Source organism: Sphingomonas rhizophila (genome assembly GCF_014396585.1).
Classification (GTDB): Bacteria; Pseudomonadota; Alphaproteobacteria; order Sphingomonadales; family Sphingomonadaceae; genus Sphingomicrobium; species Sphingomicrobium rhizophilum.
Genome location: NZ_CP060717.1, coordinates 1,595,807 through 1,616,962 on the forward strand (window position 1 = coordinate 1,595,807; position 21,156 = coordinate 1,616,962).

At 65.9% G+C, this 21,156-nt stretch carries 18 protein-coding genes, 1 tRNA gene and 3 pseudogenes; 9 read left to right on the forward strand and 13 right to left on the reverse strand.

All coding sequences use genetic code 11. The features are described from left to right. Window positions 1–135 precede the first annotated feature (135 nt). From H9L12_RS08160 to H9L12_RS08170, 3 genes are all read left to right on the forward strand, one after another. Window positions 136–2,727: an Rne/Rng family ribonuclease gene (locus H9L12_RS08160; RefSeq protein WP_223177099.1), complete on the forward strand. Its 2,592-nt coding sequence runs from the start codon at window positions 136–138 to the stop codon at window positions 2,725–2,727. Between the two features lie 76 nt (window positions 2,728–2,803). After that, window positions 2,804–4,177 (forward strand): M48 family metalloprotease, encoded by a 1,374-nt coding sequence (locus H9L12_RS08165; protein ID WP_187541316.1) that lies wholly within the window; start codon window positions 2,804–2,806, stop codon window positions 4,175–4,177. Further along, complete coding sequence (locus H9L12_RS08170; protein WP_187541317.1) at window positions 4,174–4,887, forward strand: DsbA family protein; 714 nt, start codon at window positions 4,174–4,176, stop codon at window positions 4,885–4,887. The genes H9L12_RS08165 and H9L12_RS08170 overlap by 4 nt, the downstream gene beginning before the upstream one ends. A 4-nt stretch (window positions 4,888–4,891) precedes the next feature. Here the strand turns inward: H9L12_RS08170 and H9L12_RS08175 are convergent, their stop codons facing one another. The 3 genes from H9L12_RS08175 to H9L12_RS08185 are packed head-to-tail and all read right to left on the reverse strand — an operon-like array spanning window position 4,892 to window position 7,362. After that, window positions 4,892–5,575, reverse strand: coding sequence for a CDP-alcohol phosphatidyltransferase family protein (locus tag H9L12_RS08175; protein ID WP_187541318.1), 684 nt, complete (start codon window positions 5,573–5,575; stop codon window positions 4,892–4,894). Between the two features lie 24 nt (window positions 5,576–5,599). Further along, the gene (locus H9L12_RS08180) at window positions 5,600–6,316 is read right to left on the reverse strand and encodes an RlmE family RNA methyltransferase (RefSeq protein ID WP_187541319.1); all 717 of its coding nucleotides are present in this window, start codon (window positions 6,314–6,316) and stop codon (window positions 5,600–5,602) included. After that, window positions 6,313–7,362, reverse strand: a complete 1,050-nt coding sequence (locus H9L12_RS08185; protein WP_187543228.1) for a Ppx/GppA phosphatase family protein — start codon at window positions 7,360–7,362, stop codon at window positions 6,313–6,315. The genes H9L12_RS08180 and H9L12_RS08185 overlap by 4 nt, the downstream gene beginning before the upstream one ends. 161 nt (window positions 7,363–7,523) lie before the next feature. On the opposite strand from H9L12_RS08185, the gene H9L12_RS08190 reads away from it, so the two are divergent. Next, a tRNA-Gln gene (locus tag H9L12_RS08190) sits at window positions 7,524–7,597 on the forward strand. 91 nt (window positions 7,598–7,688) lie between these two features. Here H9L12_RS08190 and H9L12_RS08195 read toward each other — a convergent pair. Together H9L12_RS08195 and H9L12_RS08200 are read right to left on the reverse strand one after the other, a co-directional pair. After that, a complete protein-coding gene (locus H9L12_RS08195; RefSeq protein WP_187541320.1) occupies window positions 7,689–8,192 on the reverse strand; it encodes a response regulator in 504 nt (167 codons plus the stop codon). Window positions 8,193–8,320: 128 nt separating this feature from the next. After that, on the reverse strand, window positions 8,321–8,893 hold the full coding sequence (locus tag H9L12_RS08200; RefSeq protein ID WP_187541321.1) for a cell wall hydrolase: 573 nt from the start codon (window positions 8,891–8,893) through the stop codon (window positions 8,321–8,323). 371 nt (window positions 8,894–9,264) lie between these two features. Between H9L12_RS08200 and H9L12_RS08205 the strand changes: the two genes are divergently transcribed. Beyond that, the gene (locus H9L12_RS08205) at window positions 9,265–9,651 is read left to right on the forward strand and encodes an EVE domain-containing protein (RefSeq protein WP_343060324.1); all 387 of its coding nucleotides are present in this window, start codon (window positions 9,265–9,267) and stop codon (window positions 9,649–9,651) included. Window positions 9,652–9,764: 113 nt separating this feature from the next. After that, on the forward strand, window positions 9,765–10,094 hold the full coding sequence (locus H9L12_RS08210) for a surface-adhesin E family protein (protein WP_187541323.1): 330 nt from the start codon (window positions 9,765–9,767) through the stop codon (window positions 10,092–10,094). On the opposite strand, the pseudogene typA reads toward H9L12_RS08210, so the two are convergent. Then, window positions 10,091–11,922, reverse strand: a pseudogene (gene typA, locus H9L12_RS08215) (translational GTPase TypA). The gene H9L12_RS08210 and the pseudogene typA sit on opposite strands and share 4 nt — an antisense overlap. Before the next feature lie 296 nt (window positions 11,923–12,218). Here typA and H9L12_RS08220 point away from each other — a divergent pair. Beyond that, window positions 12,219–13,115, forward strand: a complete 897-nt coding sequence (locus H9L12_RS08220) for an outer membrane protein (RefSeq protein ID WP_187541324.1) — start codon at window positions 12,219–12,221, stop codon at window positions 13,113–13,115. 10 nt (window positions 13,116–13,125) lie between these two features. Here H9L12_RS08220 and H9L12_RS08225 read toward each other — a convergent pair whose 3' ends face one another. After that, the gene (locus tag H9L12_RS08225; RefSeq protein WP_187541325.1) at window positions 13,126–13,539 is read right to left on the reverse strand and encodes a MarR family winged helix-turn-helix transcriptional regulator; all 414 of its coding nucleotides are present in this window, start codon (window positions 13,537–13,539) and stop codon (window positions 13,126–13,128) included. A gap of 97 nt (window positions 13,540–13,636) precedes the next feature. On the opposite strand from H9L12_RS08225, the gene H9L12_RS08230 reads away from it, so the two are divergent. Continuing rightward, window positions 13,637–14,572 (forward strand): MFS transporter, encoded by a 936-nt coding sequence (locus H9L12_RS08230; RefSeq protein ID WP_223177100.1) that lies wholly within the window; start codon window positions 13,637–13,639, stop codon window positions 14,570–14,572. Then, window positions 14,563–14,796 carry a hypothetical protein gene (locus H9L12_RS13150; RefSeq protein ID WP_223177101.1) on the forward strand — a complete coding sequence of 78 codons (234 nt, stop codon included), beginning with the start codon at window positions 14,563–14,565 and terminating at the stop codon, window positions 14,794–14,796. The genes H9L12_RS08230 and H9L12_RS13150 overlap by 10 nt, the downstream gene beginning before the upstream one ends. Here H9L12_RS13150 and H9L12_RS08235 read toward each other — a convergent pair. The 6 genes and pseudogenes from H9L12_RS08235 to H9L12_RS08260 form a co-directional block, all read right to left on the reverse strand. Continuing rightward, on the reverse strand, window positions 14,793–15,377 hold the full coding sequence (locus H9L12_RS08235) for a cytochrome b (protein ID WP_187541326.1): 585 nt from the start codon (window positions 15,375–15,377) through the stop codon (window positions 14,793–14,795). The two genes, H9L12_RS13150 and H9L12_RS08235, sit on opposite strands and share 4 nt — an antisense overlap. After that, entirely contained in the window at window positions 15,343–16,299 is a 957-nt protein-coding gene (locus tag H9L12_RS08240; protein ID WP_187541327.1) for a hypothetical protein, read from the reverse strand. Before H9L12_RS08240 ends, H9L12_RS08235 begins: the two co-directional genes overlap by 35 nt. Then, entirely contained in the window at window positions 16,296–18,356 is a 2,061-nt protein-coding gene (locus H9L12_RS08245; RefSeq protein ID WP_187541328.1) for a 3-hydroxyacyl-CoA dehydrogenase NAD-binding domain-containing protein, read from the reverse strand. Before H9L12_RS08245 ends, H9L12_RS08240 begins: the two co-directional genes overlap by 4 nt. Further along, a pseudogene (locus H9L12_RS08250) lies at window positions 18,353–19,100 on the reverse strand (SDR family NAD(P)-dependent oxidoreductase). The gene H9L12_RS08245 and the pseudogene H9L12_RS08250 overlap by 4 nt, the downstream one beginning before the upstream one ends. After that, complete coding sequence (locus H9L12_RS08255; protein ID WP_187541329.1) at window positions 19,097–19,873, reverse strand: SDR family oxidoreductase; 777 nt, start codon at window positions 19,871–19,873, stop codon at window positions 19,097–19,099. The pseudogene H9L12_RS08250 and the gene H9L12_RS08255 overlap by 4 nt, the downstream one beginning before the upstream one ends. Then, window positions 19,870–21,115 (reverse strand): annotated as a pseudogene (locus H9L12_RS08260) (acyl-CoA dehydrogenase family protein). The gene H9L12_RS08255 and the pseudogene H9L12_RS08260 overlap by 4 nt, the downstream one beginning before the upstream one ends. Between the last annotated feature and the right edge of the window lie 41 nt (window positions 21,116–21,156).

Here is a 21,156-nt window from a genome sequence, read left to right on the forward strand (position 1 = left end):
CGGCACTGGCCACTGCAGCAGAGGCATTTCCAGCTTTAACCGCTTGCCCGACCGGCGATCGTTCGCCCGGACAAGCCATTAGTATTGCGCGCCGCCGGCCCCGAGCGGCCGGCCTGCGCGCCCGGAGAAATTCGTATGTCCATGCGCATGCTGATCGACGCGCGCCACCCGGAGGAAACCCGGGTCGCCGTCGCCAAGGGAAATCGGATCGAGGAATTTGATTTCGAGTCCGAAGAGCACAAGCAGCTCAAGGGGAATATCTATCTAGCCAAGGTCACCCGCGTCGAACCGTCGCTTCAGGCGGCGTTCGTCGATTACGGCGGCAATCGCCATGGCTTCCTCGCGTTCAGCGAAATCCACCCCGACTATTACCAGATTCCGAAGGCAGACCGCGACGCATTGCTGCGCGAAGAGGCCGAGCATGCCGCCGAGGAAGAGCGGCTTCGCAACGAGCAATATGCCTCGGACGACGACGTCGACGAGGATGCCGACGCGGATTCCGAAGCCGACGAGGCCGAGGGCGAATCGAGCGACGACGAGGCGCATGAAGTCGGCACTGGGTCGGCCCGCTCGCCGGTCGACGAAAGCGCCGCCGACGAGCTTCGCCAGAAGCGCCAGAACCTTCGCCGCCGCTACAAGATTCAGGACGTCATCCAGCGCCGCCAGGTGTTGTTGGTCCAGGTCGTCAAGGAAGAGCGCGGCAACAAGGGCGCCGCGCTGACAACCTACCTCAGCCTCGCCGGCCGTTACTGCGTCCTGATGCCCAACACTTCGCACGGCGGCGGGATCAGCCGCAAGATTTCCAACGGCTCCGACCGCAAGCGGCTGAAGTCGATCATGTCGGATCTGAACCTGCCGTCGACGATGGGCCTCATCGTCCGCACGGCCGGGCTGTCGCGGACCAAGGTCGAGATCAAGCGCGATTTCGACTATCTCGCGCGGCTGTGGGACGAAGTGCGCGAGCGCACCCTCGCCTCCTCCGCGCCGGCGCTGATCTATCGCGACAGCGACCTCATCAAGCGCGCCATCCGCGACCTTTACCACCGCGAAATCGACGAGGTCGTTGTCGAAGGCGAGGATGGCTACAAGGCGGCGCGCGGCTTCATGAAGCTGTTGATGCCCAGCCACGTGCGCCGGGTCAGCGCCTATTCCGACCCGACGCCGATCTTCCAGCGCTATGGCGTCGAGGACCAGCTGTCGGCGATGTATCAGCCGGTGGTCCAGTTGAAGAGCGGCGGATACCTGGTCATCAACCCGACCGAGGCGCTGGTCAGCATCGACATCAACTCGGGCCGCTCAACGCGCGAGCACAATATTGAACAGACGGCCTACGCCACCAACCTCGAGGCCGCGGCCGAGATCGCGCGCCAGCTCCGCCTGCGCGACATGGCGGGCCTGGTCGTCATCGACTTCATCGACATGGAACAGTCGTCCCATGTGCGGAAGGTCGAGAAGGCGATGAAGGAAGCGCTGAAAAACGATCGCGCCCGCATCCAGGTCGGTCGCATCTCCAGCTTCGGCCTGATGGAAATGAGCCGCCAGCGGCTTCGCACCGGCGTGCTCGAAGCGTCCACGAAGGCCTGCCCGCATTGCGAGGGCACCGGCCTGATGCGCACCGCCTCGTCGGCCGGCCTGAGCGCACTGCGCATCATCGAGGACGAGGCCGCGCGCGGCCGCGGCGATCGAATCCTGCTCCGCGCAGGGCGCGAGGCGGCGATCTATGTGCTGAACAAAAAGCGCGCCGAACTGGCCGAGATCGAGGATCGCTATGGCGTGACGGTCGAGATCGCCATCGACGAGGCGTTCGAGGGCGCCCGCATGAGCGTCGAGAGCAGCGGGCCGCGTCCCGACCCGCGCCGCCGCCCCGTCCCCGCGCCGATCGTCGAGGAAGACGAGGACGATCTGCCGATCGAGGACGAGGTGGACGAAGAGGAAGAGGAAGAAACGGAAGAGCGCTCCGAGCGTGGCCGTGGCGACCGCGATGGCGATGGCGAAGAGCGCGGCGGACGCCGTGGGCGCCGCCGCCGCCGCCGTGGCGGACGTGGCCGCAACCGCCGCGACGAGGAAACCGGCGACCGCGAGGATGGCGAGGCTCTGTCCGACGAGGAACCCGTTGGCGAGGAAGCCGATACCGATGCGGCGGAACAGGCCGACAGCGAGAATGGCGAACGCAGCCGCTCGCGCCGGGGACGTCGCGGTGGACGCGGCCGTCGCGGTCGCGGTGGCGATCGGCCCGAGACGGAAGCTGCCGTCGCCGACGACGCGGTGGATGCAGAGGAAGCTGCGGTCGCCGAGGTAGCGGCTCCCGAAGCCGAATCGCCGGGCGAGGAAGCACCGGCCGACGACAAGCCCAAGGCTCGCCGCCGTCCGCGTGCTCGCAAGACCGCCGAGGCGACGCCGGCGGAGGCCGTCCAGGCGCCAACCGCGGAAGCTCCGGCCGCCGAAGCCATGGCTGAGGAAACCCCGGCCAAGCCCAAGCGTAGCCGCGCCAAGAAGGCGGCTGTGCCGGCCGAGACGGCCGCCGAGACGGTTGCCGAAGAGCCTGCGCCCGCACCGGCCAAGAAGACCCGCAGCCGCAAGGCCGCAGCCGCGACGGCGACCGCCGAACCGGCCCCGGAGCCTGCCGCACCAGCCGCGGAGCCTGCCGCGGAAAACGTATCGGCCGAAAACGAGAACGAGGACGGTTCCCCGCGTCGCGGCGGTTGGTGGCAGCGGACGTTCGGGTAATGACGGGACGCCCGGCTGGTTCGCGGCCGGGCGGCCTTTCATCCAGGGTTCACGGGGCTCGCTTAAGAGCGACACGATGATGCGCTTCGTCCAACGCGCCGCCCGGGCGACGATGCTGCTGTCGCTGATGCTGTTCGCGGCCGCCCAGCCCGCCGCGGCCCAGCAAATCCTGCGCGACAGCGAAACCGAACTGTTCCTTCGGGATATTTCAAAGCCGTTGATCGAGGGTGCCGGGCTCAATCCGCGCCACGTCCAGATCGTGATGATCCAGGACGACGAGATCAACGCCTTCGTTGCCCAGGGACAGGTGGTCTACATCCATTCCGGCCTGATCGAGGCGGCAGATAACGCCAACCAGTTGGAAGGCGTCATCGCCCACGAACTTGGCCACGTCGCCGGCGGCCATGCCATCCGCATGAACGACGGCGTCAAGGCCGCGACGGGGATATCCGTCCTGTCGATCCTGCTCGGCGTCGCGGCGGCGGTGGCCGGCGCCGGTGAAGCGGCGCTTGGCGTGATCGCGGCGGGCCAACAGGCGGCGATGGGCAACTTCCTGTCCTTCACCCGGGCCCAGGAAGCCAGCGCCGACGAGGCCGGATCGAAATATCTTTCCGCCGCGGGCTACAGCGGCAAGGGCAGCATCGAATTCTTCAAGAAGCTGCAGAACCAGGAATTCCGCCTCGCGATACCGCAGGACAATAGCTACGGGCGCACCCACCCGCTGTCGGGCGAACGGATCGCCGCGCTGGAGCAGAATTACCGCAAGGATCCGGCCTGGAACCGGCCGACCGATCCCGCGATCGAGATGCGCTTCAAGCGGATCAAGGCCAAGCTGCTGGGCTACCTCGACCCGCGCAAGGCGACGATGGCCTATCCCGAAAGCGACCAGAGCATCCCGGCGCATTACGCCAGGGCCTACGCCTATCACCGGGGTGCCTATCCGGAAAAAGCGGCACAGGAAGTGAAGGCGCTGATCGCCGCCATTCCCCACGACCCCTTCTTCCTGGAGCTTCAGGGCCAGACCCTGCTGGAAGGCGGCGACCCGAAGGCGGCGATCGCGCCGCTGCGGGAAGCCGTTGCGCGCGCCCCGGACCAGCCGATGATTGCCGTGATGCTGGGCCACGCGCTGGTCGCGTCGGATGACCCCAAGAATATCGCGGAAGCCAAGCAGGTCGTGAAGAGCGCGGTCAACCGAGACAACGACAACCCGTTTGCCTGGTACGTGCTGGGCGTCGCCTACGACCGCGAAGGCGACGCGCCGCGCGCGGCGCTGGCGTCGGCCGAGCGCAATAATCTTCAGGGCAACAACAAGCTGGCGTTGGCGTCCGCGCGGTCGGCGATGGCCGGCCTGAAGCCGGGTACCCCCGATTACCTTCGGGCGCAGGACATCGCCATGGTCTCCGACTATGAGCTCAACAAGAACAAGAAGAAAAAGAAGAAGGCCGAGTGAGCGAGACCGGAGGAAAAGGGTGGACCGCCGCGATTGTCGGCGGTGCGATTGGCGCGGTCATCGGGTCGGCAGTGACGCTGGCGCTGGCGCCCAAGCTGTTGGGGGAGCGGATGGTGCGTGAGGCGCTGGTCGCCCATCCCGACATCCTCGTGCAGTCCAACGACGCGCTTCGTGACCAGCAATATGCGCCGATGCTCGCCGCCAGCCGCGCGCAGTTCGAAACCCCCTTTCATTCGTCATGGAAGGGCGCGGCCAAGCCGGACGTCGTCCTGACCTATTTCTACGATTACGCCTGCGGATATTGCCGCAAGTCGAATCCTGACCTCGAGCGGCTTGTGGCCGAGGACAAGGGCCTGCGCATCGTCTATCGTGAATTGCCGATCCTGGGCCCGGACAGCATCGCCGCGTCGCGCGTCGCGCTGGCGGCATCGAAGGCGGGCAAGTTCGCGGCGTTCCACGACGCGCTCTACGAAGCGGGACGGCCGACGCCGCAAACCATCGCCCAGGCGGCTGCGGCAGCGGGCGTGGCCGCGACCCCGACCGACGCGCCGGACCAGGAAGCGGAACTGAAGGCGAACTTCGCAACCGCGAGCCAGTTGGGGGCAACCGGCACGCCGTTATTCATCGTCGGCGACCGGGTGATGAATTCCGCCGTCGGTTACGATGCACTGAAGGAAGCCATCGCCGTCGCGCGCAAGACGCGCAGCTAGGCGATCAGCGGTCGCGCCGCTCCATGCGGGCAAGGCGGCGGCCGGTGGTGAGGGTCTGGTAGACGAACAGGCCGATCAGCAGCAGTCCGGCCAGACCGACCGCGATATCGAACCCATTCACGGCCGACGTGTGGCGCGCCTTGTCACCGCCGAACATCATGATCAGCGTCAAGCCGATCAGGACGAAGCGAAGCTCGGTCGGTCCGAACGCGACGTAGGACAGACGCACTTCGCTGAGGACCCGGGCCGATAGGAAGACGTGGATGGACATCAGCAGGTATCCGACCAGTCCCAACAGGGCGACGTCGCTGCGCACGTAGGGGCTGATCGCCATGCCGCCAAGGATCAGCAGAGTGGCGATGCCATCGCAGCTATGGTCGATGAAATAGCCGTAGGACGGCCGCTCGATCTTGCGCCATCGCGCCAGGCTGCCGTCGAGGGAGTCGCCGAACCACTGCACGACGTATCCGACAATCGCGAGCCACAGCCACGCGTCGGCGGCCAGGCTGGCGGCATAGCCGGCGAAGATCACCACGGCACCGATCACACCGATGATCGTCAAGTGATCGGGCATGACCCACGCGGGCATCCGCGCGCACAACCAGTTCAACAGGCGCCGTTCCGACACCGCGAGAATGTTCTGCTGGATTCGATCGATCGGGCGAGCTTGGGGACGCGGCGTGGCCATGGCCCGCGCCCTATCACAAAACTGTCACGGATGAAGCATGCAGAACGGCGATTGTCCCGCCTTTAAGGCTTCACGGCGCAGCCTGCCCTTGAACCCCTGCGCAATCACATACCATTCGGACGAATCCTTGCGGCTGGCCGGCGGCTTGGCGTGTTTCACGGTGGTGAAATGTCGCTTGAGTTCAGCGACAAGGTTGTTGTCCGCGCCCCCGGCAAGGACCTTGGCGACGTAAGCGCCGCCCGGGCGGAGGATTTCGGTCGCGAACAACATCCCTGCCTCGACCAGCGCCATCGTTCGCAAATGGTCGGTCTGGGGATGGCCGACGGTATTGGCGGCCATGTCCGACATGACAAGGTCGGCCGCGTCCGCGCCCAGCGCCTCGCGCAATGCGTCCGGGGCGGCATCGTCCATGAAATCCATCTGCAGGATGGCGACTCCGTCGATCGGGTCGGTCGGCAACAGGTCGATCCCGGCGATTTTTGCGGCCGGCGACCGGCGCCGAACGACCTGGCTCCAGCCACCCGGGGCGATGCCGAGGTCGACCACCGCCTTGACGCCCTTGAGCAGGCCAAATTTCTGGTCGAGTTCGGTCAGCTTATAGGCGGCTCGGCTGCGGTAACCCTCGGCCTTGGCCTTCTTGACGTACGGATCGTTGAGTTGCCGCTCGAGCCAACGGGTCGAGCTGACCTTTCGGCCTTTGGCGGTCTTGACCCGCTGGCGGGGCCCGCTGCCGCCGCTCATAGCGGGTGGCCGTCGCGGGCCATCAAGGAACGGAGGATGCCCTCGCGGATTCCGCGATCGGCGATGCCCAGTTGCTCGGCGGGCCAGATGTCGAGGATCGCTTCGAGGATCGCGCAGCCGGCAACGACCATGTCGGCCCGCTCCGCACCGATGCAAGGCAGCGCCGAACGTCCGGCGAAATCCATTTCGGCGATGTTGGTCGAAATGCGCCGCATCGAGCTGACCGGCACCTGCAGCCCGTCGACCGCGCGCCGATCATAGGACTGCAGCTTCAGGTGAACGCTGGCGAGCGTCGTGACCGTGCCGCTGGTGCCGAGCAGCGCGACATCGCTCTTGTCCTTGGGCAGAAGCTCGACGAAGCGCGAAAAGCTGCTGCGCGCGCGGGCCCGCATCCGGGCATAGGCGGCAACACGCTCGGGCCCCTCGATCGCCGCCCTGCCCTCGCTCTCGGTCAGCGAGACCACCCCCCACGGCGCGCTCCACCAGGCACGGATGCGCGGGGTTTCGTCGCGATGATCGACCAGAACCAGTTCGGTCGATCCGCCACCGATGTCGAAGATCAGCGCCGGTCCTTCGCCCGGTTCGAGCAGCTTGTGGCATCCAAGGACGGCGAGCCGCGCCTCTTCCTCCGGCGCGATGATCTCCAGCGCGACGCCGGTTTCGCGGCGCACACGCTCGGCGAAGTCGCGGCCATTGACGGCACGGCGACACGCCTCGGTCGCGACCGAACGCGACAGGCTGACGTTGCGGCGGCGAAGCTTTTCCGCGCATACGGACAGGGCGCCGATCGCGCGGTCCATCGCGTCCTTGCTGAGCCGTCCGGTTGTGCTGAGTCCCTCGCCCAGCCGAACGATCCGCGAAAAGGCGTCGACCACGGTGAAGCCGCTATCGGTCGGCCGGGCAATCAGCAGCCGGCAGTTATTCGTGCCAAGGTCGAGCGCGCCGTAGGTGTGGCGAAGCGAGCGCTTCGCGGGCGAAAGCCCCGAGGCGGCTGCCGGACCGCGCGAATGGCGCGGGGTCGGCGGGGTGACGGCCTGCTGCGCCATCGTCGAACACACCCGTTTCTATCCTTCGCCGCGGGCCATACCCGCGACTGACTTGGGTGCACCTTAGCCAGATTGCCTCATCCGGCGCAACCGACGTCAACGACCGGCCGGGCGGCGTTGACTTGAAGGCCGCGCCTTTCTAAGTGCCCCCGCGGCAGCAATGCCCGATCGTCTAATGGTAAGACTACGGACTCTGACTCCGTCAATCGTGGTTCGAATCCACGTCGGGCATCCACTCCCCTGAGCGCCGAGAGCCGAGCCGTCCGGCTTTAGCGGGATCGATTTGATGGAGAACCGCTGAAGGGCGGCCGGCCATCAAACAGGATCTAATGCTGCGTGCCGGCGATCCAGTGTTCCAGCCGCGTCTTCAGTGACTTCTTCGACGGAATGAAGCCGGGCTGCACCTCCTCGGGCTCGACCGGCTGGTCGTACAGGGTCAGGTTGACCGGCATCTTGGGACGAAGCGTCTCTCGCCCGCGCATCATGTCCTCGGCCGCGGCGAGGCTGCGGTGGACGTCCTCGGCCGTGAACGGCTTCATGAGGCAGCCGAGCGCGAGGTCCGGCATCGGGAAATTGGGCGCGCGACCGGTGATGAAGAAGCAGGGGATATTGAAATCCTGCATCCGCACCGCAACCGAAAAGCCCGTCGTTCCGCGCGCCAGTTGGAGGTCGACGAGGGCCAGGTCGGGCGTGTCGCGTTCGGCGGCGGCGATGGCGCCCTCCAGATCGTCGGTCATCGCGACAACCCGATAGCGGGGATTGTCTTCGACCAGATATTTCAGGGTCGTCGCGAGTTGGCTGTCGTCCTCGACGATCAGGATCTTCAGCATGAAAACGCCCTCCCCAGCGAAATTTCGTCGCCAAACGAGAGACATGTCTGCGCCAACATGGATCGGACGCGAATCCCCCGGCGCCATGGTTAACGCCAGTCGGAGACTATCGAGCGACTAGTGGCCGCTTACGCACGGTAGAAGATATGCGCACCGATCTTGTCGACGCGGCTGAGGCGCTTTCCCCACGACGGCGCGACGTAATCCGCGTGGTACCACAGCACATCGGCCGGCAGCGCCTGCGCCAGATTGTTGGCGGCGATGCGGGCGATGGCCCGGGCCCGGCTCCACGCCTCGCCGTCGGTGTCGACCCGCGGGAACCGGCCATTGCGGACGAAGCTGAACTGCGCCTTCTGCTTGACCACGCCGCACCAGCTGGACGGATAACGGCCCGATCGGGCGCGGTTGATGACGACGTTGGCAACGGCGAGCTGGCCCTGAAGCGGTTCGCCCATGCTTTCGAAATAGACCGCGGTGGCGAGACACTTTGCCTGCTCGTCGAGGGCGGCGTCGACGCTGTTCAGCGCGACCAGGGAATCGAGGGGAAGTGGCTGTGGCGACACCGTGACGGCGGCCGGAGCCGGGGTCGCCGGAGCCGGCGGAACGATCGCCGCGGCGGTGGTGCGGACCACGGCCTGGACCGCCGTCAGCGGCACCTTGACCTGCTGGGCCAGCGCATCGCCGGCACCGCCAAAGGTCATTACAAACGCGGAAACACAGGCCGTTGCGCGGCCAAAACCGTGAAGAAGTTTCAATGATCAAACAGTCATCTGCGGCCGGCTTCGCGGTCGCGCTACTTGATCGGGAACGTCATTCCCGTGGCGCTTGGCTTGGCTCGTCCGTCTGGCAATGGGATCCGGCGCTGAACTGCGACCTCGGACCCTCCCGCTCGAAATGTTGCAGTGCACATAAAACGGATCAGGAAAGGCGCAACCAATCGAGCGGTGAACGGAGCCGCCCATGGGATGAATGCCGGGAACCTGCGCAAAAAGTGCTGATTTGCGCTGCTGGTCGCGTTCGCTCTATCGGCGAAAGCCTGGGACCAGGAGATTCGCGAGTGGCTTATTGGCTGATGAAATCCGAACCGACCAAATATGGCTGGGACGACCTGGTCCGCGACGGCAGCACCTTTTGGGACGGTGTCCGCAACAATGCCGCCCGCCTGCATTTGCGGGCGATGAAGCCGGGCGACGAGGCGTTCTTCTACCATTCGATGGAGGACAAGGCGGTGGTCGGCATCATGCGCATCGCCGGGCCGCAGGAGCCTGACGGGGACGATGGCCAGTGGGTCAAGCTGCTGGTGGAGCCGCTACGCTTCCTCCTCCGCCCGGTCACGCTGGCGCAGATCAAGGCCGAACCGGCGTTGAAGGACATGGAACTGATCCGGCAATCGCGCCTGTCCGTCGCCCCGGTCCGAGCGGAGGAATGGACGAAGATCCTGGCAATGAGCGAGGCCTGAGGCCGCGTTAGGCCTTTGGTAAACCTCGAGGGGCAGACTGGGGGGATGATGGGTTCCTGTTCCTCGCCGCAGCGTCGGTTGTGCCCTCAACGGCCGCCCCGACGCATGCTTGGGTGCTCCACGACGAAAGCGAGGAAAGCCGCTTCTACGTCGACGCCGGTCGGTGGGACCGGAGCGGCGACACGCTGAAGATCTGGCTCCGGACCGAGCCCAAGTCCGACCAGTCCGCGTATCGCGAACTCGTCACCCTGGAAGAAATCCGGTGCTCGTCACTCCAGTCGAGGACGCTCGAGGGCCACTTCCGCCTGGCCAACGGCCAGACGCGCGGCGGGCGCGCCGACCAGCCGTTCGCCGACGCCCAGCCGGGTAGCGCGTGGCAGGCGATCGCCGAGGACGCCTGCGCCATGACCGCATCCGCGGGACGGATGGCCCGCGCGAACTAGGCCGCTTCGGATTTCCGCGACTGGCGCTTGCGCTCGTGCGGGTCGAGGTAGCGCTTGCGGATCCGGATCGCCTTCGGTGTCACTTCGACCAGCTCGTCGTCCTGGATGTAGGCAATCGCCTGTTCCAGCGTCATGCGCTTCGGCGGGGTCAGGCGGATGCCCTCGTCCTTGCCGCTGGCGCGGAAGTTGGTGAGCTGCTTCGACTTCAGCGGATTGACCTCGAGGTCCTGCGTCTTGGCGTTCTCGCCGATGACCATGCCTTCGTAGAGCATCTCCCCGGGCGAGACGAAGAGCACGCCGCGCTCCTCCAGCATGTTCAGCGAGTAGGCGACCGCGGCGCCCGTTTCCATCGAGATCAGCACACCATTTTGGCGGCCGCTGATCGGGCCCTTGTAGGGACCATACTTCTCGAACAACCGGTTCATGATCCCGGTGCCGCGGGTGTCCGACAGGAATTCGCCGTGATAGCCGATGAGGCCGCGCGATGGCGCGGAAAAGGTGATGCGGGTCTTGCCGCCGCCCGACGGGCGCATGTCGGTCATCTCCGCCTTGCGCATCGCCATCTTCTCGACGACCGTTCCGGAAAATTCGTCGTCGACGTCGATCACGACCGTTTCATAGGGCTCCTCGCGGCCCGAAGGACCGTCCTGGAACAGCACGCGCGGGCGGCTGATGCCAAGCTCGAAGCCCTCGCGCCGCAAAGTCTCGATGACGACGCCCAGCTGAAGCTCGCCGCGCCCGGCGACCTCGAACGCTTCCCCGCCCGGCGTTTCGGAAACACGGATGGCGACGTTGCCCTCGGCCTCGCGCTCCAGCCGCTCGCGGATGACGCGGCTTTGTACCTTGTCGCCGTCCTTGCCGGCGAACGGGCTGTCGTTGACCGCGAAGGTCATGCTGAGCGTCGGCGGATCGATCTCGCGCGCATGGAGCGGCTCGGCGATGGCGGGCGTGCCGATCGTGTTCGACACCGTGGCTTTCATCAGGCCGGCGATGGCGACGATGTCGCCCGCCTTGGCCTGGTCGACCGGAACCCGTTCCAGCCCGCGGAAGGCGAAGACCTTGGTGGCGCGGCCGTCCTCGACGACCTTTCCGTTCACGTCCATCGCGCGGATCGGCATATTGACGTCCAGAGTGCCGCTTTCGATCCGGCCGGTCAGGATGCGCCCGAGGAACGGATCGCGGTCGAGAAGCGTGGCGAGCATCTTGAACTCGCCCTCGGTATCGAGCTGCGGCGCCGGGACATGTTCGACGATCTTCTGGAACAACGGCGTCAGGTCGCCTTCGCGCACGTCGTCTGTCAGCCCGGCATAGCCGGCGCGACCCGAGGCGTAGAGCGTCGGGAAATCGAGCTGCTCGTCGTTGGCCTCGAGATTGAGGAACAGTTCGAAGACCTCGTCCAGCACTTCGGGCGGACGCGCGTCGGGACGGTCGATCTTGTTGACGACGACGATCGGCTTGAGGCCCAGGCTGAGCGCCTTGCCGGTGACGAACTTAGTCTGGGGCATCGGGCCTTCGGCGCTGTCGACGAGCAGGATGACGCCGTCGACCATCGACAGGATACGCTCCACTTCGGCGCCGAAGTCGGCGTGGCCGGGGTGTCGACGATGTTGATCCGCGTCGTCTCGCCGGATGCATCGGTCCATTCGACCGAGGTGCACTTCGCGAGAATCGTGATCCCGCGTTCCTTTTCGAGGTCGTTCGAGTCCATCGCGCGTTCTTCGACGCGCTGGTTCTCGCGGAAGGTGCCGGACTGGCGGAAAAGCTGGTCGACAAGCGTGGTCTTGCCATGATCGACGTGGGCGATGATCGCCACGTTACGCAGGTTCATTGATTTTTCCCGGGATAGAGTTGGCGACCCCTACCCGAATTGATGCGATGCAACAAGCGGGCCGCCGTCGGGCCGACCTGCCCGCCGCTTGGTCGAACAGTCAAAGCCGGTGGAGCGAAATCTGTTGCAACTTTAACACAGGTCTGAGAAGATTCCGGCTGTGGAACCAAAGCATAGGAACCACTTGTGGGGGCCGATGTTGGGGCGGCGGAAGCAGGGCTGCGAGAGATCTCGTTGCCTCTTCGATTGCACCAGGTTGGTGCCTTAATTTTCAACTCCCATAAAGGGGACACTCAATGCGTAAACTTCTCCTAGCGGCAGTCGCTGCGTCGGCGATCGCCACCCCGGCGATGGCCCGCGATGGCTCGCCGTACGTCGGCATCGAAGCCGGCGCTCTGTTCGCTCGCGACCTCGACTTCGACCTCGTCTATGACGATGGCGAAGTGATCTACGACGGCGTCTTCGGCATCGATCACAAGACCGGTACCGACATCGACCTGATCGGTGGTTACGACTTCGGCATGTTCCGCCTCGAGCTGGAACTGGGCCGCAAGCGCGCCTCGCACGACGAATACACCTTCAGCGACGCCGACGTTGACGGCGCCGTTGCAGGCGACGGTCGCACCCGCGTCTTCTCGATCATGGGTAACGCGCTTGCGGACTTCGGTGCTGACGACGGTCTCGGCTTCTACGTCGGTGGTGGTATCGGTACCGCCAAGACCAAGCTGACCTTCAACGACACCGATGTCGGCCAGCTCTCCGTCAAGGACTCGAGCCTGGCGTGGCAGCTTCTTGCCGGCGTCCGCTATGCGGTCAGCCCGAACGTCGATGTTGGCCTGAAGTATCGTTACTTCCGCACGAAGTTCGACGATAATCCCGGCGAAGGCTTCGACGACATCTCGGGCAAGTTCCGCTCGCACTCGCTGCTGGCGAGCCTGATCTTCAACTTCGGCGCCCCCGCCGAAGTGATCGCGCCGCCGCCGCCGCCGGAACCGGCCCCGGTTGTCGAGGCTCCGGCCCCGGCCCCGCGACCCAGACCTGCCCGGACGGCACGGTCATCACCATGGACGCGGTGTGCCCGGCTCCGCCGCCGCCGCCGGCTCCGGCGGGTGAACGCGGCCTGTAAGTCAGGCCTCGCTCACGCGAACAAGGTTCGGCCCCGGAAGAGCGATCTTCCGGGCCGTTTCTTTTGACGAAGACTGATTAGCGGGGAAGCCGTTCCAGAATTTCGATGCCGCGTTCAAGCGCACGCAACTCGCTGGTGGCGAGCTTGGTCAGCCGGGCCTCCAGATTGCGGTCGCCGGCCGGCGGCTCGTCCAATGCCCCACGCCCGGCATCGGTCAGGCGAAGCGCCAATCGCCGGCGATTGTCGGGGTCGGGCGTCCGCTCGACCAGACCGGCCCGCACGAGCACATCGATCGCCCGGCTGACCGCTGGCGCGCCGCGGCTTACCTGCCCCGCGACCTGGTTGAGTGTCGCAGGTTCCAGGTCGGCGACCGCCTGGAGCAGTGCGCGCTGCTGGCCCTTGGCACGGGCCGCACCCACTTCGCCGCCCAATTGTTCGACCAGACGCGCGAAGCGCGACGCGAGCGTGCTGGCGGATGCATTTCCCCACATGTGATTGAGCCTATCAAACTTTCCGCTGTTGGCAATATTGCCAGTTGACAACGGTTTGCCACTTGCACGCGGACCAGTGCCTGCGCAGGGTCCCGTGATGCGCGCCCGCCTGCCTCGCTCCGTATGGATTCTCGGTTTCGTCAGCTTGCTGATGGACCTGTCGAGCGAAATTTATCACGCGCTGCTTCCAGCGTTTCTGACCGTGACCCTCGGCCTTCCCGTGGCGGCGATGGGCGCCCTCGACGGTGTGGCGGAGGCGACCGCCAACATGGCCAAGCTGGCATCGGGCCACCTCAGTGACCGAGGCCGCCGCCGCAAGCCCTGGATCCTGCTGGGCTATGGCATGGCGGCGCTGTCGAAGCCGCTATTTCCACTCGCCACCTCGGCGCTTCCGGTGTTCGGCGCGCGGTTCATCGATCGGATCGGCAAGGGAATCCGCGGCGCCCCGCGCGACGCGATGATCGCCGACGATACGCCGCCGGAGTTGCGCGGAGCCGCCTTCGGCCTTCGCCAATCGCTAGACACGGTCGGCGCATTCCTGGCGCCGCTGGCGGCGGTCGGGCTGATGATTGCCTTTGCCGGGGACATTCGGGCCGTGTTTTGGGTCGCCGTGATCCCGGCGTTCCTGTCGTTCCTGTTCCTGCTGGCGATGCTCCGCGAAAGCGAAGGCATGAGCAGCATCGCGCCCAAGGCGGCGTGGAACGGGTTTCGCGACCTCGGCATCGATGTCCGCCGCCTGCTGCTGGTCGGCTTCCTGTTCGGAATGGCGCGCTTTTCGGAAGGGTTCCTGATCCTCAAGGCAATCGATGCCGGCCTTGCCGTGCATTGGTCGCCGCTGGTCTTGGCCCTATTCAACCTGTCCTACCTTTTGCTCGCCTATCCGGCCGGAGCGCTGAGCGACCGCGTTGACCCCAAGTCCCTGCTGCTGGCCGGGATCGCGGTGCTTGTCGCCGCCAATTTATGGCTGGCCCAGGCGACGAACCTGTGGGCAATCGGCGGGGCGTGCTGCTGTGGGGCGCGCACATGGCGCTGACCCAGGGCGTGGTCAGCCGGATGGTTGCCGATGCCGCCCCTGCCGAGCAGCGTGCAACGAGTTTCGGCGCCTTCTTTTTCGTGTCGGGCATCGCCGCCCTCTTCGCCAGCGTTGGCGCGGGACTGCTGTGGGACCGGGGCGGCCCCGCGCTGGCGTTCACGTCGGCCGCGGGCGTTGCCGCCCTGGCCGGGGCGATGCTGACGTTGGTTCCGTCCCGGCGCTAGGCGTCGCGACGGCCGCGGAAGGGCCACATGCGGCCGGCGACCGGGCCGCGATCGATGAACTGGTTATAGAACGCGGCGGCGACATGCAGCGCGACCAGGGCCAGGGTGACCAGCACCAACGTCTCGTGAACGTCGCCGAACTCGTTATCCTCGCTGATCCCAGGTATCGCCGGAAACTTAAGGCCCAGCTGCAGCGCCACCCAACCATCTTCGGCGCGTCCGGAGACGGCCGCAAGACCAGTCAGGGGGAGCGCGACGAGCAGCACGTAGAAAAGCCGATGGCTCCAGACCGCGACGAAGCGCTTCCACGTCGGGTAATCGGACGGGAAAGGCGGCGGTGGGTTCATCAGCCGTACCGCCAGACGGGCCAGCGCCAGCAGGAGGATAAGAACGCCCCACGTCTTGTGCCAGCCGAATACGAAGGCGCGCTCTTCAGATCCGCGCGGCAAATCGTGGAAGACGAAGCCGATATAGACCTGCATCAGCACCAGGATCGCCGTGATCCAGTGGATCCACATGACGATCTTCCGATAGCGGACCGGCCGGTCACCGGTGCTCTCCTCGACCATATAATCGCTCACGGGGCACTTCCTTCCTTGCTGGAGAGGCGCCCGACAAGGGCGGTTCGGTTTCGATGGCGACCGACAGACAGGGCCCGAAGCCCAGTTCGCTTCCAGCCGACCCGAGCGGAACGACGCGCAAGCTTGTGCCGGGGAACCCGCGGAGCCGCAATGTTGCCGGAACACGGCAAGGTGCATCGCCAAGCATGTATCCGATCAGCTGGAGCCAGCGGTGATGATCGAGAGGATGACGAAGGCCGAGCAGCGCGCCGCGCAGGCGGAACGGGCCGTTTTTTTCGAGGAATGCTTCGGCCGACGGACTCATGGCGCACAGCCAGCGATGTCGATTGACGAGCAGCACCGGTTGCGACACCGCGCTCCATTCGCCAAGTGCGATCCGGCTGCCCTCGCCCGCCATCGCGTCCTCGGCGCGGACGGCCTGATGCATCAGGTGGGCCAGCCGGGTGAAGCGAGAGATCGTCAGATCGGTGCATGGCCCGTCCCGCCGGCCGCGCATCAACGCGACGCCGACGAAGCTGTCCCCTTCGCGATCGAACAGCGTCTGGCAGCCAAAGGGCATGTCGATATCGCGCGTGGCGTCATCGTAATAGTTGGTCGAATGGAGGCGGCGATATGTCTGGTAGTGCGCCTCATGCTGGACTTCGAGCGGCCCGGCGACCGAACCGATGCGCCAGTTCGGCCGGCCCCACAATTCGGCGTCGCCAAAGGTCTTCTGCACCTCATGATCGGTGTAGCCGGTAAAGAGATTGAGGGTCGGCAGCCGTGAGCCGATGCACAGAAAATTGGACCCACGGCTGTGCGTTGCGCTGGCCAGCATCGACAGGGCGCGGGTCCAGCCGCCGACTTCGAACGGCGCATTGAGCAGCGCCGCCTCGGTCTGGCGCAGGAACTCAGCGTCGTTCGAAGCCCGGTATGCGGTCATTTGCCGCTGAATTTGCCTCCCTCGGCCGCCTTGTCCAGCAACAATTGGCTGAACGAGAAATCCTCACCCATGCGCGCTTCCTGCGACTTGAGCCCGTCGACGATCTTCTGAAGCCCCTCGGTGTCCGCCCAGAACATGGGGCCGCCGCGATAGACCGGCCAGCCGTAGCCGTAGACCCACACCACATCGATGTCCGACGCGCGCTGGGCCATTCCTTCTTCCAGGATCTTCGCGCCCTCGTTGACCATCGTGTAGAGCGTGCGCTGGATGATTTCCTCGTCGCTGATTTCCCGCCGCGTCACCCCCTGCTTGGCGGCGAAGTCGTCGATGATCTCCTGGACGCGCGGCGACGGCGACGGCTTCCGCTTGTCGTCATAATCGTAGAAGCCGGCCTGCTTCTTTTGGCCCCAGCGCCCTTCGGCGGCGAGCGCGTCGCGAATGTTCTCGATCCGCGTCGGGTCGCGGTGCCAGCCGATGTCGACCCCGGCGAGGTCGGCCATCTGGAACGGCCCCATGGGCATTCCGAATTCGACATGGACGCGGTCGACCTGTTCCGGGGTCGTACCTTCCAGCAGCAGCTTGGTCGCCTCGACCTGGCGCGGCATCAGCATTCGGTTGCCGATAAAGCCGTGGCAGACGCCGGCAACGACCGCGACCTTTTTGATCCGCTTGGCAAGCTGCATCGCGGTCACCAGCACGTCGGGCGCGGTCTTTGCGCCGCGCACGACCTCCAGCAGCTTCATGATATTGGCGGGCGAGAAGAAGTGGAGGCCGACGACATCCTGCGGCCGCTTCGTCACCGCCGCGATCTCGTCGATGTTAAGGTAGCTGGTGTTGCTGGCGAGGATCGCGCCCGGCTTTGCGATGGCATCGAGGCGCGCAAAAATGTCCTTCTTCACCTCCATCTGCTCGAACACCGCTTCGATGATCAGGTCGCAGTCGGCGAGCGCGTTGAAATCGAGCGTGGGGTTCAGCGCACCCATTGCCGCCTCGACCTGTTCGCCGGTCATTCGGCCCTTGGCGGCGGTTGCTTCGTAATTCTTGCGCATGATCCCGGTGCCGCGGTCGAGCGCTTCCTGCGCCATCTCGACGATCGTCACCGGGATTCCGGCCGACAGGAAGTTCATCGAAATGCCACCGCCCATCGTGCCGGCGCCGATCACGCCGACCCTCCTGATATCGCGCGGCCTCGTGTCCTCGGGAATTCCGTCGATTTTCGACGCCTTGCGCTCGGCGAAGAAGAAATATTGCTGGGCGCGGCTTTGCACGCCGGTCATCAGGCCCATGAACAGGTTGCGTTCGTCGATGACGCCTTCCGCATAGGGCTTGGCGACCGCCGCCTCGATTGCCTTGATGTTCGCCTCCGGCGCCTCGAAGCCGCGAAACTTGCGGGCGTTGGCCTTGCGGAAGTCGGCGAACACCGACGGGTCGATGTTGCTGACCTTTTCTTGCCGTTCCGACGATTTTGGCAGCGGACGAATGTCCTTCACCTCCTCGGCATAGGCGACTGCATGCTGGACCAGGTCGCCCTCGACGATCCGGTCGACGAGGCCAAGATCGTGCGCCTCCTTCGCGCCGACCATGCCGCCGCCGGTGACCATCTCCAGCGCCTTGGGAACGCCAGCGACGCGCGGCAGGCGTTGCGTCCCGCCCGCGCCCGGCAGCAGGCCAAGCTTAACTTCGGGGACGCCCAGCTTGGCGCTGGGGACGGCGACGCGATAATGGCAGCCGAGCGCCACCTCCAAGCCACCGCCAAGCGCGGTGCCATGGATCGCGGCCACGACCGGCTTCGAGCAATTCTCGATCGTATCGACCACCGACGGGAGCCACGGCATCACCGGCGGTTTTCCGAATTCGGTGATGTCGGCGCCGGCGAAGAAAGTCTGGCCTTCACAGCGGATGACGACCGCCTTGATGCTGTCGTCGCCTTCCGCCTGCTCGATCGCCGCGACCAGCCCCTGCCGCACCGCGGCGCCGAGCGCGTTGACCGGCGGATTGTTCGACGTGACGACCAGGATGTCGTGATGCTTGGCGGTGGAGATCGGGCTGTCGGTCATGCGGAGGTCCGTCCGTAGCTTTGGTGGTTGAAGGGATGAGAAGCGCTGAGGCCGCCGTCGACGACGATGGCCTGGCCGTTGACGTAGCTGGACTCGTCGGAAGCGAGGAATAGGGCGGCGTTGGCGATCTCGACCGGCGCACCCCGCGCTTCATCGGGTTCAGGTGGCCGATCATGGCTTCCTGCCCCTTGGCGCGGGCGCGGTCGAAGATGAATTCGGTCATGCCGGTTTCGATCAGGCCGGGACAGATAGCGTTCACGCGGATGGCGGATCCGACCATCTGCGTCGCGGCAACCTTTACGAGATTGATGACCCCGCCTTGGATGCGGAATAGGCCGGGCCGCCGGCGCCCGCGCGGAGCCCCGCGACCGAGGCGGTGGCGAGGATGGATCCGCCGCCGGACGCCTTCATCGCAGGGGCGGCATATTTGATCGCGAGGAACGGGCCGATCAGGTTGATGCGGAGGATTTCGGCCCAGGCGGCCGCGTCCTGGTCGAAAATGCCGTCGAACCCGCCCGATACGCCGGCGTTGGCGAACATGATGTCGAGCCGGCCATGCTCCGCGACCGTGCGATCGACCAGCGCCTTTACCTGCGCCTCGTCGCCCGCGTCACACTCGACGTCCGCGCCCTTGAGGTCGGCCCCGACCACTGTCGCGCCCTCGCTTCGGAAGAGATCGACCGAGGCCTTGCCGATGCCGGACCCGGCGCCGGTGACGATGGCAACTTTCCCGTCGAGCCTCACAGGCCGACCCCGATGGTCGAGCCTCCGTCGACGACCAGTGTCTGACCGGTCATGAACGTGGAGGCAGGCGAGGCAAGATAGACGGCCGCGCCGGCGATCTCCTCGGGCAGGCCGATGCGCCGCAACGGCGTTCCGCGCGTCACCGCCTTCAGCGTATCGGGATTTTCCCACAGGGCGCGGGCGAAGTCGGTCTTGATGAGGCCCGGCGCGATGCAGTTGACGCGCACCCCGCTCGGCCCGAACTCTGCCGCGAGGTTCCGGGCCAATTGGAAGTCCGCTGCCTTGGAGATGTTGTAGGCGCCGATTACGGTCGAGCTGGTCAGCCCGCCGATCGAACTGACGATGATGATCGACCCGTCCTTGCGCTCGACCATTTCCGGCGCGACCATCGCGATCAGCCAGTGATTGGCGATGACGTTGTTTTCCAGAATCTTGCGGAACTGATCGTCCTCGATCCCCGCCATCGGCCCGTAGTAGGGGTTCGAGGCGGCATTGCAGACGAGGATGTCGACCTTTCCGAACGCGGCCTTGGTCCGGTCCACCAGCGCCTGGAGCGCCGCCTTGTCGGAGATGCTGGCGGCGACCGCGATCGCCGCGCCGTCATGCTTCGCGTTGATCGCCGCCGCGACCTCGTCGCACGCGTCCTGCTTGCGGCTGGAGATCACCACCCGAGCCCCCTGGTCGGCCAGCGCCTCGGCGATTGCACGGCCGATGCCGCGCGACGAGCCGGTGACGATGGCGACCTTGCCGGTCAGGTCGAACAATCCGCTCATGCCGGCATCTCGGCGTGCTTGGCGAACTCGATCAGCGCGATCGAGCGGTTGTGGACCTCGTCCGGCCCGTCGGCGAGACGCAGGGTGCGGATCCCCGCCCAGCTTGCCGCCAACGGCGTGTCCTGGCTGACCCCCGCCCCGCCATGCGCCTGAATGGCGTCGTCGATGACCTTGAGGGCCATTGCCGGCGCCTTGACCTTGATCATCGCGATCTCGGCCTTGGCCGCCTTGTTGCCGACCTTGTCCATCATGTCGGCGGCCTTGAGGCAAAGGAGGCGCGTGCAGTCGATCTCGATCCGCGCCTCGGCCACGCGCTGCTCCCAGATGCTGTGGTCGCTGAGGCGCTTGCCGAACGCGACCCGCGACTGAAGCCGCTTGGCCATCAGGCCCAGCGCTTCTTCCGCCGCGCCGATCGTCCGCATGCAGTGGTGGATGCGGCCCGGCCCCAGCCGGCCTTGCGCGATCTCGAACCCGCGGCCCTCGCCCAGCAGCAGGTTGGAGGCCGGGATCCGCACGTCCTTGAGACTGATCTCCATGTGCCCGTGCGGCGCGTCGTCGTAGCCATAGACCGTCAGCGCGCGGTGGATGGTGATGCCGTCGGCGTCCATCGGCACCAGCACCATCGACTGCTGCGCGTGGCGGCGAGCCTCGACGTCGGTCTTGCCCATCAGGATCGCGACCTTGCAGCGCGGGTCGCCCGCCCGCTCGACCACCATTTGCGGCCGTTGATGACATAGTCGTCGCCATCGCGGTCGATGCGGCATTCGATGTTTGTGGCGTCGGAACTGGCGACCCCGGGCTCGGTCATCAGGAAAGCGGAGCGGATCTCGCCCGCATCAACGGCGCCAGCCAGCGGTCCTTCTGCTCGCGCGTGCCATAGCGGTGGAGGACCTCCATGTTGCCGGTGTCGGGCGCGGAACAGTTGAACACCTCGCTGGTCCACAGGATGCGTCCCATCTCCTCGGCGCACAGGGCGTATTCGAGGTTGGTGAGTTGCTCGCCCTCGAACGCGAAGCTCTCGTCGACATGCTGCAGCGCGCCGCCCGGCGGCATGAACAGGTTCCACAAGGCAGCGGCGCGGGCCTTGGCCTTGAGGCCCTCGATCAGGTCGAGCGGCTGCCAGCGGTCCCCGCTGTCGATCTCTTTCTTATACTCGCCGACTCGCGGACGGATCTCGGTATCGATGAAGGCGCGGACCCGGTCCCGGAAGAAAGCCTGACGTTCCGTAAGGTCAAAATCCACCGTGTCTCTCCCGTTGGTCGAACCGGCAAAGGTCTCGTTCC

Excerpts from the sequence above, each read along its gene's own strand:
- H9L12_RS08160 (WP_223177099.1), top strand. The coding sequence starts at position 136 with ATGTCCATGCGCATGCTGATCGACGCGCGCCACCCGGAGGAAACCCGG.
- H9L12_RS08165 (WP_187541316.1), top strand. The coding sequence starts at position 2,804 with ATGATGCGCTTCGTCCAACGCGCCGCCCGGGCGACGATGCTGCTGTCG.
- H9L12_RS08175 (WP_187541318.1), bottom strand. The coding sequence starts at position 5,575 with ATGGCCACGCCGCGTCCCCAAGCTCGCCCGATCGATCGAATCCAGCAG.
- H9L12_RS08180 (WP_187541319.1), bottom strand. The coding sequence starts at position 6,316 with ATGAGCGGCGGCAGCGGGCCCCGCCAGCGGGTCAAGACCGCCAAAGGC.
- H9L12_RS08185 (WP_187543228.1), bottom strand. The coding sequence starts at position 7,362 with ATGGCGCAGCAGGCCGTCACCCCGCCGACCCCGCGCCATTCGCGCGGT.
- H9L12_RS08195 (WP_187541320.1), bottom strand. The coding sequence starts at position 8,192 with ATGCTGAAGATCCTGATCGTCGAGGACGACAGCCAACTCGCGACGACC.
- H9L12_RS08200 (WP_187541321.1), bottom strand. The coding sequence starts at position 8,893 with ATGACCTTTGGCGGTGCCGGCGATGCGCTGGCCCAGCAGGTCAAGGTG.
- H9L12_RS08205 (WP_343060324.1), top strand. The coding sequence starts at position 9,265 with ATGAAATCCGAACCGACCAAATATGGCTGGGACGACCTGGTCCGCGAC.
- H9L12_RS08220 (WP_187541324.1), top strand. The coding sequence starts at position 12,219 with ATGCGTAAACTTCTCCTAGCGGCAGTCGCTGCGTCGGCGATCGCCACC.
- H9L12_RS08225 (WP_187541325.1), bottom strand. The coding sequence starts at position 13,539 with ATGTGGGGAAATGCATCCGCCAGCACGCTCGCGTCGCGCTTCGCGCGT.
- H9L12_RS08230 (WP_223177100.1), top strand. The coding sequence starts at position 13,637 with ATGCGCGCCCGCCTGCCTCGCTCCGTATGGATTCTCGGTTTCGTCAGC.
- H9L12_RS13150 (WP_223177101.1), top strand. The coding sequence starts at position 14,563 with ATGGCGCTGACCCAGGGCGTGGTCAGCCGGATGGTTGCCGATGCCGCC.
- H9L12_RS08240 (WP_187541327.1), bottom strand. The coding sequence starts at position 16,299 with ATGACCGCATACCGGGCTTCGAACGACGCTGAGTTCCTGCGCCAGACC.
- H9L12_RS08245 (WP_187541328.1), bottom strand. The coding sequence starts at position 18,356 with ATGACCGACAGCCCGATCTCCACCGCCAAGCATCACGACATCCTGGTC.
- H9L12_RS08255 (WP_187541329.1), bottom strand. The coding sequence starts at position 19,873 with ATGAGCGGATTGTTCGACCTGACCGGCAAGGTCGCCATCGTCACCGGC.